The organism is Rathayibacter sp. VKM Ac-2754 (assembly GCF_009807095.1).
Taxonomy (GTDB): domain Bacteria; phylum Actinomycetota; class Actinomycetes; order Actinomycetales; family Microbacteriaceae; genus Rathayibacter.
Genome location: NZ_WUCC01000001.1, coordinates 46,625 through 61,239, shown reverse-complemented (window position 1 = coordinate 61,239; position 14,615 = coordinate 46,625). Strand labels below are relative to the sequence as shown.

Here is a 14,615-nt window from a genome sequence, read left to right as displayed (position 1 = left end):
GAGGCGCTCAGCGCACCACGACGGTCGTCGATCCCGTCGCTCCGACGCGACCGTCGGCGGAGGCGTAGCGCGCGCCGATCTCGTGCTCTCCCGCCCCGAGGTCGAGCACGGTCGCCAGACCGAGTCCGACGACGGTCTGCTCGAGGACGACATCGCCGTCCACGAGGAGCTGCACGGGGCCGGGATCGGCGAGGACGACCACGGGGACTCCGTCGGCGGCGCTCGCCGTGGCCGGAGCGAGGACGCTCGGCGCGAGCAGTCGCACCGTCTCGGCCGCGCCCACCGTCTCGGTGCCGTCGGGAGCGGTGGTGCGCACGATCACGGAGGTCTCGCCCGCGGGCAGGGGGAGGCCCGGCAGCGACCACTGTCCGTCGAGTCCGGCGACGGTGTCGGCGTAGACCTCGCCCGACTCCGCGTCCTCGACGGTCACCGTCGAGCCGGGAGCGGCGGTGCCGGCGGCGTCGGGGAGCAGGTGCTCATCGGGATCGGTGGTGAGCGTCGCCGTGGTCGGGACCGGCGGGGCGGTGACGCTCGGCGTGGGGGTGGGTGTCGGCGTCGCCGGGGGAGTCGGGGACGGAGTGGAGGTCACGCGGGGAGTCGGGGTCGGCGCCGTCGCGATCGGCTCCGGCGAGGGCGGCGGGACGACCGTGACCGGCGTCACCGGCGCAGGGGCGGGCGACGCCTGCGCCGCCGACAGATCGGGGGCGGAGGCGGCGGGAGGCTGCGGCTCGACAGTCGGCGTCGGCGCGACGGCCGGGACCGCCGCGATCGTGGCCTCCGGCTCCGGGGTCGATGCCACCTGCTCCGGAGGCGCGCCCTGCGGCTCCGAGACCACCGACGGCTGGGGGCCCGCCGAGGTCAGCAGTGCTGCGACGGCGACGCCCGCGACGAGCACGAGTCCGGCGGCGACAGCCACCACTGCCGCGGAGACGCCTCCGACCGCGGTACCGGCGCTCGCCGCGACGCCCCCCGCCGCGACGCCCGCACCGCCGGACACACCGGCGGCGGCGCCGCCGGTGGCGTAGGCCGTCGCTCCTCCGATGCCCGCCGCCAGCGGCAGAAGGACGGTCGCGAGCCGGGCGCCGGTCCGCTGGGCGTCGGTGAGCGCCGCTCGGCACTCCGCGCACTCCGCGAGGTGCGAGCGCATCCGGAGTCGGTCGCGCGCCGGCAGTCGTCCCCGCACGTGCGACCCGGCCCGCTCGAGCACCCATCGGCACTCGCCCTCGGCCGAGACGTCGGCGACGTGCTCCTGGATCCACGCGCTGCGCAGGCCCTCGCGCGCCCGGTGGCTCAGCGCGGCGACCGAGTTGGGCCGCAGCCCCAGCAGCGGAGCGACCTCGACCGGGCTGAGCCCCTCCACCTCCGTGTACCAGAGCACCTCCTGCCAGCGCGCGGGCAGGGAGCGGAAGGCGCGCAGGCCGAGATCCCGGTCGAGCGCGGCGAGGGCGGCCTCCTCCGGACCGGCTTCCGACGCGACCACGTCCTCGTCGGACTCGAGCGGGCGCTCGCGATCCTGACGGCGCCCCCAGGAGGCGGCGACGTTGCGCACGGCCGTGAAGAGGTAGGGGCGGAAGGCGCCGTCGGGGCCGCCGCCCCGCTCGATCGTCGACAGGACGCGCACGAACGCCTCCGAGACGAGGTCGTCGGGATCGAGCGAGCCCGACCAGGCCCGGGCGACGCTGCGAGCCGCAGCCGCGTGCCTCCGCCAGAGCTCGGCCGTGGCCGCTCCCTCGCCGGCGCGGACGAGCACGATCAGCTCGGAGTCGCCGAGCGAGCCGACGGTCGTCCTCCCGCCGAGCGCGATCGCCCTGAGTCCCACGTGATCCCCTCCGCGCCCGGCACCCGGCACGCCTCCGAGGAATCCTCGCACAGACCTGAGGGACCGTCAGCCCTAGCGCATTGCTACACTGGCGACGTCGCGACTGGCGTTCGGATGGGTGACCATCAGGGAGCGACACCTCCTCCGGTGCACTCTCGCCGGACACTTTTCCTGCCGCACGCCTGGGCCGGAACGGATACCGTAGTCCCGGTCGCCCGGACGAGACTCGTCGCCTCGCGCGACGGCTCGGGGCGCCGTCCGTTTCGCCGTCAAGGAGCGTCCGTGTCCCCCTCTTCCGATCCGACCACCGCATCCGCCGCGAGCACCAGCCTCGCCGCCACGTTCGACCAGCCCGTCTCGGTCGTCGATCCCGAGATCGCCGCCGTCCTCCAGCAGGAGCTCGACCGCCAGCGCGGCTACCTCGAGATGATCGCGAGCGAGAACTTCGTCCCGCGCGCGATCCTCGAGTCGCAGGGCTCGGTCCTCACCAACAAGTACGCCGAGGGCTACCCCGGCCGCCGCTACTACGGCGGCTGCGAGTTCGTCGACATCGCCGAGCAGCTGGCGATCGACCGGGCCAAGGCCCTGTTCGGCGCCGAGTTCGCGAACGTCCAGCCGCACTCCGGAGCCACCGCCAATGCGGCGGCGCTCGCCGCGCTCATCCAGCCGGGCGACACCATCCTCGGCCTCGAGCTCGCTCACGGCGGCCACCTCACGCACGGCATGAAGCTCAACTTCTCGGGCAAGCTCTACAACGCCACCGCCTACGGGGTCGACCCGCAGACCTTCCGCATCGACATGGACGTCGTCCGCGAGAAGGCCCTCGAGGTGCGCCCCCAGGTGCTCATCGCGGGCTGGTCGGCCTACCCGCGCCACCTCGACTTCGAGGCCTTCCGCGCGATCGCCGACGAGGTCGGCGCGAAGCTCTGGGTCGACATGGCGCACTTCGCGGGTCTCGTGGCCGCGGGCCTCCACCCGTCGCCGGTGCCCCACGCCGACGTCGTCACCTCGACCGTGCACAAGACGCTCGCCGGCCCCCGGTCCGGTCTCATCCTCGCCAAGCAGGAGTACGCCAGGAAGCTCAACTCGGCGGTCTTCCCCGGTCAGCAGGGCGGCCCGCTGATGCACGTCATCGCCGCGAAGGCCACTGCCTTCAAGCTGGCGGGCGAGGCCGAGTTCGCCGACCGGCAGGAGCGCACCATCCGCGGCGCGCAGATCCTCGCCGAGCGCCTCGTCGCCGCCGACACGAAGGCCGAGGGCATCGACGTGCTCACCGGAGGCACCGACGTGCACCTCGTGCTCGCCGACCTCCGCAACTCGCCGCTCGACGGCCAGCAGGCCGAGGACCGCCTGCACGAGGTCGGGATCACCGTGAACCGCAACGCCGTGCCGTTCGACCCGCGCCCGCCGATGGTCACCTCGGGTCTGCGCATCGGCACGCCCGCGCTCGCGACCCGCGGGTTCGGCGACACCGAGTTCGCCGAGGTGGCCGACGTGATCGCCGAGGCGCTCAAGCCCTCGGCCGATCTCGAGTCGCTCCGTGCCCGCGTGGGCCGGCTCACCGACGACTTCCCGCTCTACCCGGGGCTCTAGGCGCCACCATTCGAGCTCTCCGGAGGGGCCGCGGTCCGCACTGCGGCCCCTCCTGAGCGCCCCAGCACGAGGAGTTCGACATGACGGCACAGATTCTCGACGGAGTCGCGACGGCGACAGCGGTCAAGGCCGAGATCACCGAGCGGGTCGCCGCTCTGCGCGAGAGGGGCGTCGTCCCGGGCCTCGGCACGCTGCTGGTCGGCGACGACCCCGCCTCCCGCTCCTACGTCGCCGGCAAGCACCGCGACTGCGCCGAGGTCGGGATCGAGTCGATCCGCGTCGACCTGCCCGCGACGGCCTCCGCGGCCGACATCCGGGCGGCCATCCGTGATCTCAACGAGTCGGAGGCGGTGACCGGCTACATCATCCAGCTGCCGCTGCCGAAGGGCATCGACGAGAACGCGATGCTCGAACTGATGGACCCCGACAAGGACGCCGACGGACTGCACCCCACCAATCTCGGGCGCCTGGTGCTCGGCGTCGAGGGTGAGCTCGACAGCCCGCTGCCCTGCACGCCGAACGGCATCGTCGAGATGCTCAAGCGCCACGACATCCCGCTGCAGGGACGCCACGTGGTGGTCGTCGGTCGCGGGCTGACGGTCGGGCGCCCTCTCGGACTCCTCCTGACTCGCAAGGGACTGGATGCGACGGTGACGCTCACGCACTCGCGCACGACCGATCTCGCGGGCGAGGTGCGCCGCGCCGACATCGTGGTCGCGGCGGTCGGCGTGCCCGGGCTGATCGCGGCCGACTGGGTGAAGCCCGGAGCGGCCGTCCTCGATGTCGGGATCACGCGCGTCGAGAACCCCGACACGGGCAAGGCGAAGCTCACCGGCGACGTCGCTCCCGGAGTCGCCGAGGTCGCGGGCTGGCTGTCGCCCGTCCCGGGCGGCGTCGGCCCGATGACGCGGGCGATGCTCATCCACAACGTGGTGTCGGCGGCGGAGCGCGCCCTGCGCTAGCCGCCCGATCGCCTGCTCATCCCTGCCGGCGAGCCGCCCGGAGCAGCACCGAGCTCCCCGGCGTCAGCTGCGCCAGCAGATCCAGCGACGCGGAGTCGACCACCGCGACGACGGGATACCCGCCCGTCACGGGGTGATCGGGCCCGAACACCACCGGCCGGCCCGACGGCGGCAGCTGCACCGAGCCGTGCACGAGCCCCTCGCTGGCCAGCTCGCCCGCGTCGCCGGTCGGCAGCGGCGCACCCAGGAGGCGGATGCCGACCCGGTCCGCGTCGCCGCTCACTCGCCACGGTCCCGCGAGCAGACGCTGCCACGTCCCCTCCGGCAGCCGGTCGAGCCGTGGCCCGGGATGCACATCGAGCCGGACGTCCGGCCCCGGGGCGTCGAGCGGCCACCAGTCGACGCTTCGCACGGGATGCGGAGCCGCTCCGATCGGCAGCTCGTCCCCTGCGCGGAGCGGCTCCGGCCCGAGTGCGGACAGCGTGTCGCGCGAGCGGGATCCGAGCATCGCCGGCACCGCGACACCGCCACGGATCGCGAGGAGGCGCCGGAGTCCCGCGCGCAGCGGGCCGAGTCTCAGGACGGACCCCGCTGGCGCGAGCGCTGGGAGCAGGCGGTCGACCGCTCGCCCGTCCAGCGTCGCGATCCCGGCACCGCCCGCGAGGCTGAACCACGCGTCCGAGTCGAAGCGCGCCGTGAAGCCTGCGCCGAGCAGCTCGATCCCCGCGGCGTCCGGGGCGTTCCCGAGCAGCCGGTTCGCGGTCCGGAGCGCCCCGCGGTCCATCGCACCGGAGCGACCGACGCCGAGGGCGGCGTAGCCGGGCCGCCCCTCGTCCTCGATCAGCGCGAGCAGCCCCGGATCGAGCACGCGGAGGCTCACGGCAGCGCCCGGAAGCGGATCTCGTCGCCGGGGGCGAGGAGCGCGGGAGGGGTGCGGTCCGCGTCCCAGAGCACCGCCTCCGTCGACCCGATCAGCTGCCAGCCGCCGGGGGAGGAGCGCGGGTAGACGGCCGACCACTCGCCGGCGAGCGCGACGGAGCCCGCCGGGACGCGCGTCCGCGGCTCGGTGCGCCGGGCGATCTCGGGCCACGGCGTGCGGGCGGCGAGGTACGCGAAGCCGGGTGCGAAGCCTCCGAACGCCGCACGCCACGGCGTCGCGGTGTGGCGCTCGACGAGCTCTTGGACACTCCACCCGAGCGCGTCGGCGACCGCGACGAGATCCGCGCCGTCGTAGCGGACCGCGATGTCGTGCCTCCGCCCGGCGAGATCGGCCCCGCTCGGTGCAGCCGTGCCGGCGACGTCGCGGATCCACCGGCGGGCCTGAGCCAGCGGGAGCTCGCCGGGCTCGATCACCACCAGCACCGTCCGCGCGGCCGGCACCAGATCGAGCACGCCGACGGGTCGCCCGCGCTCGAGGGCGGCGGTCAGCGCCAGGGCGGCCTCGAGGTCGGCGACCTCGACGAGCACGGCGCGGTCGCCGGAGGGGAGGAGTCGCGCGGCGATCACGGGGCGGCGGGAGCGAGCTCGACGCCTGCCCGCGCCAGAGCGGCGCGCACCGCCTCCGCCATTGCGAGGGCACCCGGAGAGTCGCCGTGCACGCACAGCGAGTCGACCCGCACGGCGAGGTGCTCGCCGGTGCTCGCCTGCACGGCGCCGTCGACGATCATCCGGACGGCGCGGGAGGCGACCAGCGCCGGATCCGACAGCACGGCGCCGGGCTCGCCGCGCGGCACCAGCGAGCCGTCGGCGCGGTAGCCGCGGTCGACGAACGCCTCCCGCAGGAAGGGCAGGCCGGCCGACGCAGCCGCGCGCTCGACGGCCGAGGAGGCGAGACCGAGCAGCGGGAGGCCGGGCGCGACGTCGCGGACCGCGGCGGCGACCGCCTCCGCCTGGACCTCGTCGTGCACGATGCGGTTGTAGAGGGCGCCGTGCGGCTTCACGTAGCGCACCCGGGTGCCCGCCGCCCGCGCGGCCGCCTGCAGTGCGCCGATCTGGTAGACGACGTCGGCGTGCAGCTCGTCGCGGCCCACCGGGATCTCGCGTCGACCGAAGCCGGCGAGATCGCGGTACGAGACGTGCGCGCCGATCGCGACTCCGCGCGAGTCCGCGGTGCGGCAGCGGGCGAGCATGATCGACGGGTCGCCGGCGTGGAACCCGCAGGCGATGCTGGCGCTCGAGACGACGCCGAGGATCGCCTCGTCGTCGCCGAGCTCCCACACGCCGAAGCCCTCGCCCAGATCGGCGTTCAGATCGACCGTGGTCCGCATCCCCCGAGCCTACGGGGAGCGTCCAGACCGGATCGATAGCCTGGGGATGCGCACTCGCGACCCCCACCCCCGCACGATCCGTCTTCCGCGTGCGCCCGCCCCCGAGGAGAACACATGCTCACTGTCAACGCCTACGCCGCTCCCTCCGCCACCGAGCCGCTGGTCCCCACCACCATCGAGCGCCGCGATGTCGGCGCCCACGACGTGCTCATCGAGATCGCCTACTCCGGCATCTGCCACTCCGACATCCACACCGTCCGCGGAGAGTGGGGACCGGTGCAGTACCCGCTGACCGTCGGCCACGAGATCGTCGGCGTCGTCGCCGAGGTCGGCTCCGAGGTCAGCAAGCACAAGGTCGGCGACCGCGTCGGCGTCGGCTGCATGGTCAACTCCTGCCGCGAGTGCGAGAACTGCCTCGCCGGCGAGGAGCAGTACTGCCTCAAGGGCAACACCGGCACCTACGCCTCCGTGGACCGCGACGGCACCATCACCCAGGGCGGCTACTCGACTCACGTCGTGGTCGTCGAGGACTTCGTCCTCCGCGTCCCGGAGTCGATCCCCTACGAGGCCGCCGCGCCGCTGCTGTGCGCCGGCATCACCACTTACTCGCCGCTCTCGCACTGGGAGGCGGGCCCGGGCAAGCGCGTCGCCGTCGTCGGACTCGGCGGGCTCGGCCACATGGCCGTCAAGTTCGCGCACGCCATGGGCGCCGAGGTCACCGTGCTCTCGCAGTCGCTGAGCAAGCAGGAGGACGGCCTCCGCCTCGGAGCCGACCACTACTACGCGACGAAGGACGAGGAGACGTTCACGACGCTCGCCAACACCTTCGACATCATCATCAACACAGTGAGCGCGGTGCTCGATCTCGACGCGTACCTCGGCCTGCTGCGTCGCAACGGCACGATGGTCAACGTCGGTGCCCCCGCCGAGGCCCTGCCGCTGCACGTGTTCACGCTGTTCGGCGCCCGCCGCTCCTTCGCGGGATCGGGCATCGGAGGCATCAAGGAGACCCAGGAGATGCTCGACTTCTGCGCCGAGAAGGGCATCGCGAGCGAGGTCGAGGTCGTCTCGGCGTCGCAGATCAACGAGGCCTACGAGCGCGTGCTCGCCTCGGACGTGCGCTACCGCTTCGTCATCGACGTCGCGACCCTCAAGGGCTGAGCCCCGCGCTAGCCTCGGCGGCATGAGCGTACGAAGCCACCCCGCCGTCGACCGCGTCCTCGCCGATCTCGCGGAGTCGGGCGTCCACCCGCCCGTCCGCTGGCTCGACGAGGCCGCGTCGACGGCGGCGCTCGCCGCGGCGGCGCTCGGGATCGAGGTCGGCCAGATCGCGAACTCGCTGGTGTTCCTGCTCGACGGTGAGCCGCTGCTCGTCCTCACGAGCGGCGGCCACCGTGTCGACACGGCCTGGCTCGGTCAGGAGCTGGGCGGAGTGATCACCCGCGCATCCGCCTCCCTCGTCAAGGAGGCGACTGGGCAGACCATCGGAGGCGTCGCGCCGGTCGGTCACCCGCAGCGCCTGCGCACGCTGGTCGACGACGAGCTCGCGCAGTACGAGACCGTCTGGGCGGCCGCTGGCCACGCGCACACCGTCTACCCGACGACGTTCGACGAGCTCGTCCGCGTCACCGGAGGCGCCCCCCGCGCGGTCGTGCCGCCCGCGGCCGGTCTGCCGGTCGAGTAGCCCGGCAGGCGAAGGCGCTCCGCGTCGCTGCGGCGGGGGGAGAGGTCGGCGCCGCCGCCCTCCCATGCTGGTCGAGTAGCCCCGCAGGGGCGTATCGAGACCCACCAGCGTCAGCAGATCGCGGCGCAGACCCCGCCTTCTGACGGATGTGGATCTCGATACGCCCGCTGCGCGGGCTACTCGATCAGCGAGCTGGCGCCGGACCGCGGTGCGGACTGCTCGATGAGCGAGCCGGCGCCGGACCGCCGCACGGGCTACTCGATCAGCGCGCTGGCGCCGGACCGTAGTGCGGGTGCTCGATCAACGGGCTGGCCCCGGACCGCACTGCGGCTGCCCGATCAGCGATCCACCGCCCGCCCGCAGCCCCCTTCAGCGCGCGCGTCCCGCGCCGTCCGCCGCGGTGACGAGGAAGAGTGCGGGCTCGCGGAAGCCCTTCTCGGCGAAGGCGGCGAGGACGGCCTCGCGGACCTCCGCCTCCTTCTCGATCGGCGTGAGCGCGATCGCCGAGCCGCCGAAGCCGCCGCCGGTCATGCGCGCGCCGATCGCTCCCGCGCCGCGGGAGGACTCGACGGCCGTGTCGAGCTCGGGGATCGAGATCTCGAAGTCGTCGCGGAGCGACAGGTGGCCCTCGTCGAGCAGCCCGCCGATCGCTCGCGGGCCCTCCTCGCGGAGGGTGCGCACCGTCGAGAGGACGCGGGCGTTCTCGGTGATGATGTGCCGCACGCGGCGGAACGTGACGTCGTCGAGCAGCTCCTCGGCCTGCGGCAGGTCGTCGACCGACAGCTCGCGCAGCGACTCCACTCCCATGACCGAGGCGCCGAGCTCGCAGGAGGCGCGACGCTCGGCGTAGCCGCCGGTGGCGTGCGCGTGCTCGACGCGGGTGTCGATCACGAGCAGGACGAGTCCCGCCTCCTCGAAGCCGAGCGGGATGACCTCGGTGTCGAGGCTCCGGCAGTCGAGGAACACGGCGGCGTCGCGCTTCCCGAAGAGCGACGCCGACTCGTCCATGATCCCGGTCGGCGCACCGACCGCGACGTTCTCGGCCCTGCGGCCGATCCGGGCGAGAGTCGCGCGGTCGAGGCCCAGCCCCCAGAGCTCGTCGAGGGCCACGGCCATCGCGCACATCAGGGCGGCGGAGCTCGAGAGCCCGGCGCCGACCGGCACGTCGGAGTCGACGAAGGCGTCGAAGCCCGAGCGGCCGTCGAGGTCGACTCCGTACTCCGAGAGCGCCCAGACGACGCCGAGCGGATACGCCGACCAGCCCGCGAGCGCGCCGGGGCCGAGGTCGTCGATCGTGGTCTCGACGACCTCGGGGGAGAAGGCGCTCGCGATGCGGATGACGCGGTCCTCCCGGGGAGCGACCGCCATCGCCGTGGCGCGATCGATGGCGAAGGGGAAGACGAAGCCCTCGTTGTAGTCGGTGTGCTCGCCGATCAGGTTCACCCGGCCGGGACCGGCCCACACGCCGGCGGGCTCGCGGTCGTAGGCGCGCTCGAAGTCTCGGACGGCACGCTCGGCGACGGAGTCGAGGGAGGCGCTGGTGTCGGTCATCGGTTCTCCTCGATGCTGCTGGAGTCGGAGACCGTGGCCTCGGGGTTGTCGGCGGCCTCGGCGGCCAGGGTCGCGGCGTCGGCGCGCTCGATGGCGGAGCGCAGAGCGGCGGCGCTCGTCTCGGGGGCGATGTCGCCGATCCAGGCTCCCATCGCGGCCTCGCTGCCCGCGAGGTACTTGAGCTTGCTCTCGGCGCGGCGGGGTGAGGTGATCTGGAGCATCAGCCGCACCTCGTCGCGGCGCTCGCGCACGGGCGCCTGGTGCCAGGCCGAGATGTAGGGGGTCGGCGAGTCGTAGAGCGCGTCGATGCCGCGGAGCAGGCGCTGGTAGACCGTCGCGAGCTCGTCGCGCTCCTCCGGGGTCGTCTCGCTGATGTCGGCGATGTGGCGGTGGGGCAGCAGGTGCACCTCGATGGGCCAGCGCGCCGCGAAGGGAACGAAGGCGGTGAAGTGCTCGCCGCGGATCAGCACGCGCTCGCCGGCCTGCTCGAACGCCAGGATGTCGGCGAAGAGCGTCGGACCGTAGGAGTCGAGCGAGGCGAGGAGGCGGGTCGTCCGGGGGGTCACGTAGGGGTACGAGTAGATCTGCCCGTGCGGGTGGTGCAGGGTGACGCCGATGGCCTCTCCGCGGTTCTCGAACGGGAAGACCTGCTGCACGCCGGGGAGCGCCGAGAGAGCGGCGACGCGGTCGGCCCAGGCCTCGACCACGGTGCGGGCGCGGGAGGCGCTGAGCGTCGCGAACGACCCCTCGTGCTCAGGGCTGAAGCAGACCACCTCGCAGCGGCCGACGCTGGTGAGGGTGCGGCCGAGGCCGAGGGTCCGGAGGTCGTCGAGGGAGGCGGGCGCGTCGGCGTCCTCGAGCAGCGGCCCGAACGATGGCGAGCGGTTCTCGAAGACGGCGACGTCGTAGCGGCTCGGCACCTCCGACGGATTGGTCGGTGAGGCCGGCGCGAGCGGGTCGAGCTCGGCCGGGGGCAGGAACACGCGGTTCTGCCGAGAGGCGGCGATCGACACCCACTCCCCGGTGAGCGGGTCCTGCCGCATGCGCGCGGTGGCGGGGCGCGGATCGAGGACGCGAGCGTCGGCGGCGCGCTCGGGCGGCAGCGTCGTCTCGGCATCGTCGAAGTAGAGGAGCTCGCGGCCGTCGGCGAGGGTGTGCGGGCGCTTGACGACGCCGCCGGTGAGTGTGATCGCTTCGTTCATGACACCGCACACGATAACTCCAGACCTTCGAAAAGGAAAGCCCGTTTTCTCTTTGACAACCGCTCCTCCGGAGGCGACGATGGGCGGATGGCAGAGCCCGAGGCCCAGTCCGCTCTCGAGCGGCGCGTGCGCATGCGCCTGCTCGCCGAGCAGCTCGGGTTCGTCTCGGTCGCCGACCTGTCCGACCGGCTCGGCGTCTCGGTCGTGACCGTGCGCTCCGATCTCGACCAGCTCGCCGGCGAGGGCTCGGTGCAGAGGGTCCGCGGCGGCGCCATCCCCGTCGCCGAGCGCGTCGGCGAGCGCTCGCTCGAGGAGGGCCTGGCCGCCGCCTCCGACGAGAAGGCCGCGATCGGGCGGGAGGCCGCCTCCTCCGTCTCCTCGGGTCAGAGCGTCATCCTCGACGTCGGCACCACCCCGCTCGCCATCGCCCGCGCCCTCGTCGCGCGCGATGATCTGCGAGACGTGACAGTCATCACCAACGGCCTGTCCACCGCTCTCGCCCTCGAGCCCGCGATCCCGCGCTTCACCGTCGTCGTCACCGGGGGCACCCTCCGCCCCCTGCAGCACTCGCTGGTCGAGCCGCTCGCCTCCGAGGTGCTCGAGCGACTGCGCGCCGACGTCGTCTTCATCGGCTGCACCGGCGTGCATCCCGACGCCGGCATCACCAACGTCAACCTCCCGGAGGCGACCCTCAAGCGGCGCATGCTGCACGCGGCGTCGCGCCGCGTCGTCGTCGCCGACTCCCGCAAGCTCGGCGTGGTCGACCTCGGCCGGGTGGCCGCCACCACCGAGTTCGACCGCCTGCTGACCGGGCAGGCGGCGCCCGACGAGATCGTGCGGAGCCTCGAGGGGGCCGGGCTCGCCGTCACCCGCTGCGGAGGGCCGCCTCCGAGGAGCAGTCCGTAGGATTCAGCCATGGCCGACTTCACCCCCGCCCCCGCAACCGGGCGCCAGTTCGCACTCGACCTCACCGCCGAGGGACGCACTCTGCACGCCGTCGTCACGGAGGTCGCCGCAGCGCTGCGCCACCTCTCCGTCGACGGAGTCGAGATCACCGCCTCCTACCCGGACAGCGTCGTTCCGCCGTTCGGCTCGGGAACCGTCCTGATGCCCTGGCCGAACCGCGTCAAGGACGGCAAGTGGCACCACGGCGGCCGCACCCTCCAGCTCGACATCACCGAGCCGAAGTACCACAACGCCCTGCACGGGCTGCTGACCAACACGTCGTACCGGCTCGTCGAGCAGGGCCCGTCCTTCGTCGAGCTGGCCGCCCCCGTCGTCCCGCAGCGCGGCTGGCCGTTCCACCTCGAGACGAGCGTCCGCTACGAGCTCCAGGCCGACGGCCTCAGGGTGGTGCACCGCGTCGTGAACGTCGGGGCCGAGGAGGCGCCGGTCGCGGTCGGCACGCACCCCTTCCTCGCCATCGGCGACGTCCCGACCGACGAGCTCGAGCTCACCGTCGACGCCGCCGTGCACATCGACGTCGACGAGCGGCTCAACCCCACCGGGCAGAGCCCTGTCGACGGCACCGACTGGGATCTCCGCGGCGGACGGCGCATCGGCGACCTCGAGCTCGACGACGCCTGGGCCGACGTCACCGTCGTCGACGGAGAGAGCGTGCACGGCGTGAGCGCGTCCGACGGCCGCCGCGTCCTGATGTGGGCCGACGCCTCGCACAACTACATCCAGGTCTTCATCACCCGCATCTTCCCCGAGGGCGACGATGTCAAGACCGCGATCGCCGTCGAGCCGATGACCGCGCCGGCCGACGCCCTCAACTCCGGTCAGGGACTGCGCTGGCTCGAGCCGGGCGAGGAGTGGGCCGTCGCCTGGGGGATCCGGCACGAGGGGTTCCCCGTCTCGTCATGACGCCGGCGACCACCGCCGCCGGCCGGGACGACGAGGCGAAGCGGGCCGCGCTCGTCCGGATGAAGCGCCTCGCCACCGGCCTGCTCGTGCTGATGGCGATCGTCTTCACCGTCTCCTTCGCCCTGCAGGACCGCTACCCGTGGCTGCAGTGGGTCCGCGCCGCCAGCGAGGGCGGCATGGTCGGTGCGCTCGCCGACTGGTTCGCGGTGACGGCTCTCTTCCGCCGACCGCTCGGCCTGCCCATCCCGCACACGGCGATCATCCCGACCAAGAAGGACGAGATCGGCGCGAGCCTCGCGCAGTTCGTCGAGGAGAACTTCCTCCGCGGCGCGATCGTGCGCGAGAAGCTCGACTCGTTCGGCATCGCGCGCCGGGCCGGCCAGTGGCTCGCGGAGCCGGCCAACGCCCAGCGGGTCGGCGGCGAGAGCGCAGCGGCCGTCCGGGCCGCGATCGCGCTGCTCGACGACTCCGACGTCCAGCGGGTCATCGAGGCGCTCGCGCGGCGCCATCTGCTCGATCCGCAGTGGGGGCCGCCGCTCGGCTCCCTCGTGGGCGGCATCGTCGAGTCGGGGCACCACCGGCGACTGGTCGACACGCTCGTCGAGCAGGCGGAGCAGTGGCTCGCCGCGAATCCGCAGAGCTTCACCCGCATGGTCAGCGGCCGCCTCCCCAGCTGGCTGCCCTCCGCGGTCAGCAGGGCGGTCGACGAGCGTCTCTACCACGAGGCCCTCGTCTTCGTGGGCGCTGTCCGCGACGACCAGGGCCACCCCCTCCGGATCGCGATCGACGGCTACCTCGCGACCCTCGCGCAGGATCTGGGGACCGACCCCGACCTCATCGCCCGCGTCGAGGAGATCAAGAACCGCGCCTTCGACAGCCCCCGGGTGCGCGATCTCGCCGGCGACGTGTGGGAGACCACGAAGGCGTCGCTGCTCGGGGCGATGGACGACCCCGAGAGCCCCCTCCGCGGCAGCATCGAGTCGATCGTCGTCGACCTCGGCCGCCGGCTCTCGTCCGACGACGCGCTCGCCTCGACCGTCGACACCTGGATCGGGACGGTCGCGGCCAATCTCGTGGACCGCTACCGCACCGACATCGCCAGCATCATCGGCGAGACGATCCAGCGCTGGGACCCTCGCGAGACCTCCGAGAAGCTCGAGCTCCAGGTCGGGAAGGACCTGCAGTTCATCCGGATCAACGGCACCGTCGTCGGGTCGCTCGCCGGCCTGGTCATCTTCACGGTGGCGCACGCCCTGCTCGGGTCGTGACCCGGAGAACGGCGCTGAAGGAGCTTCTCCGCAAGCCCTCGTCGGTGTCGGTGGTCGCGCGTAGCGTCGAGTGCATGAGCGATGACAACACCACCGATCCCGACGTCAAGACCGAGGGCGACGTCCTCGGCGCCCGAGCCGACGACAGCAGCGACACCAGCGCCAGCAAGGACCCGTCCGACTGGGTCACCGGCGACGAGCCGATGACCGGCCCGCAGCGCAGCTACCTCGACACCCTCGCCCGCGAGGCGGGCGAGACCCTGCCCGCCGATCTCACCAAGGCCCAGGCCTCGGAGCACATCGACCGCCTGCAGTCGGCCACAGGCCGCGGCGACGGCAGCTCGAGCTGACCCACCCCCGACCAGGGCGCGCGACGGCCGAGCAATGGTTCCGTCGCGCG

General features: G+C 73.3%; 14 protein-coding genes and 1 riboswitch. Of the genes, 8 read left to right on the top strand and 6 right to left on the bottom strand.

The annotated features are described in order from the left end of the window. Positions 1 to 7: 7 nt before the first annotated feature. Positions 8 to 1,819, bottom strand: coding sequence for a sigma-70 family RNA polymerase sigma factor (locus GRS92_RS00330; RefSeq protein ID WP_159852255.1), 1,812 nt, complete (start codon positions 1,817 to 1,819; stop codon positions 8 to 10). Between the two features lie 89 nt (positions 1,820 to 1,908). Further along, a riboswitch (ZMP/ZTP riboswitch) is annotated at positions 1,909 to 2,014 on the top strand. Between the two features lie 87 nt (positions 2,015 to 2,101). Between GRS92_RS00330 and glyA the strand changes: the two genes are divergently transcribed. Continuing rightward, positions 2,102 to 3,412 (top strand): serine hydroxymethyltransferase, encoded by a 1,311-nt coding sequence (glyA, locus tag GRS92_RS00325; protein ID WP_159852253.1) that lies wholly within the window; start codon positions 2,102 to 2,104, stop codon positions 3,410 to 3,412. Between the two features lie 80 nt (positions 3,413 to 3,492). Further along, positions 3,493 to 4,374 (top strand): bifunctional methylenetetrahydrofolate dehydrogenase/methenyltetrahydrofolate cyclohydrolase, encoded by an 882-nt coding sequence (locus tag GRS92_RS00320; RefSeq protein WP_159852251.1) that lies wholly within the window; start codon positions 3,493 to 3,495, stop codon positions 4,372 to 4,374. Between the two features lie 16 nt (positions 4,375 to 4,390). Here the strand turns inward: GRS92_RS00320 and GRS92_RS00315 are convergent, their stop codons facing one another. The 3 genes from GRS92_RS00315 to GRS92_RS00305 are packed head-to-tail and all read right to left on the bottom strand — an operon-like array spanning position 4,391 to position 6,641. Continuing rightward, positions 4,391 to 5,254 carry a biotin-dependent carboxyltransferase family protein gene (locus GRS92_RS00315; protein ID WP_159852249.1) on the bottom strand — a complete coding sequence of 288 codons (864 nt, stop codon included), beginning with the start codon at positions 5,252 to 5,254 and terminating at the stop codon, positions 4,391 to 4,393. Further along, positions 5,251 to 5,880: a 5-oxoprolinase subunit B family protein gene (locus tag GRS92_RS00310; protein WP_327437416.1), complete on the bottom strand. Its 630-nt coding sequence runs from the start codon at positions 5,878 to 5,880 to the stop codon at positions 5,251 to 5,253. The genes GRS92_RS00315 and GRS92_RS00310 overlap by 4 nt, the downstream gene beginning before the upstream one ends. Then, positions 5,877 to 6,641: a LamB/YcsF family protein gene (locus GRS92_RS00305; RefSeq protein ID WP_159852247.1), complete on the bottom strand. Its 765-nt coding sequence runs from the start codon at positions 6,639 to 6,641 to the stop codon at positions 5,877 to 5,879. The genes GRS92_RS00310 and GRS92_RS00305 overlap by 4 nt, the downstream gene beginning before the upstream one ends. A 114-nt stretch (positions 6,642 to 6,755) precedes the next feature. On the opposite strand from GRS92_RS00305, the gene GRS92_RS00300 reads away from it, so the two are divergent. Beyond that, entirely contained in the window at positions 6,756 to 7,802 is a 1,047-nt protein-coding gene (locus tag GRS92_RS00300; RefSeq protein WP_159852245.1) for an NAD(P)-dependent alcohol dehydrogenase, read from the top strand. A 22-nt stretch (positions 7,803 to 7,824) separates the two neighbouring features. Next, complete coding sequence (locus GRS92_RS00295) at positions 7,825 to 8,325, top strand: YbaK/EbsC family protein (RefSeq protein WP_159852243.1); 501 nt, start codon at positions 7,825 to 7,827, stop codon at positions 8,323 to 8,325. Between the two features lie 369 nt (positions 8,326 to 8,694). On the opposite strand, the gene galK is transcribed toward GRS92_RS00295, so the two are convergent. Together galK and galT are read right to left on the bottom strand one after the other, a co-directional pair. Beyond that, complete coding sequence (galK, locus tag GRS92_RS00290) at positions 8,695 to 9,876, bottom strand: galactokinase (protein WP_159852241.1); 1,182 nt, start codon at positions 9,874 to 9,876, stop codon at positions 8,695 to 8,697. Next, entirely contained in the window at positions 9,873 to 11,078 is a 1,206-nt protein-coding gene (galT, locus tag GRS92_RS00285; RefSeq protein ID WP_159852239.1) for a galactose-1-phosphate uridylyltransferase, read from the bottom strand. The genes galK and galT overlap by 4 nt, the downstream gene beginning before the upstream one ends. A gap of 87 nt (positions 11,079 to 11,165) precedes the next feature. On the opposite strand from galT, the gene GRS92_RS00280 reads away from it, so the two are divergent. The 4 genes from GRS92_RS00280 (at position 11,166) to GRS92_RS00265 (ending at position 14,565) form a co-directional block, all read left to right on the top strand. Then, on the top strand, positions 11,166 to 11,984 hold the full coding sequence (locus GRS92_RS00280; RefSeq protein ID WP_159852237.1) for a DeoR/GlpR family DNA-binding transcription regulator: 819 nt from the start codon (positions 11,166 to 11,168) through the stop codon (positions 11,982 to 11,984). A gap of 9 nt (positions 11,985 to 11,993) precedes the next feature. Further along, positions 11,994 to 12,947, top strand: coding sequence for an aldose 1-epimerase family protein (locus GRS92_RS00275; protein WP_159852235.1), 954 nt, complete (start codon positions 11,994 to 11,996; stop codon positions 12,945 to 12,947). Continuing rightward, the gene (locus GRS92_RS00270) at positions 12,944 to 14,215 is read left to right on the top strand and encodes a DUF445 domain-containing protein (RefSeq protein WP_159852233.1); all 1,272 of its coding nucleotides are present in this window, start codon (positions 12,944 to 12,946) and stop codon (positions 14,213 to 14,215) included. The genes GRS92_RS00275 and GRS92_RS00270 overlap by 4 nt, the downstream gene beginning before the upstream one ends. Before the next feature lie 74 nt (positions 14,216 to 14,289). Beyond that, on the top strand, positions 14,290 to 14,565 hold the full coding sequence (locus GRS92_RS00265; RefSeq protein WP_159852232.1) for a DUF3072 domain-containing protein: 276 nt from the start codon (positions 14,290 to 14,292) through the stop codon (positions 14,563 to 14,565). Positions 14,566 to 14,615 lie beyond the last annotated feature (50 nt).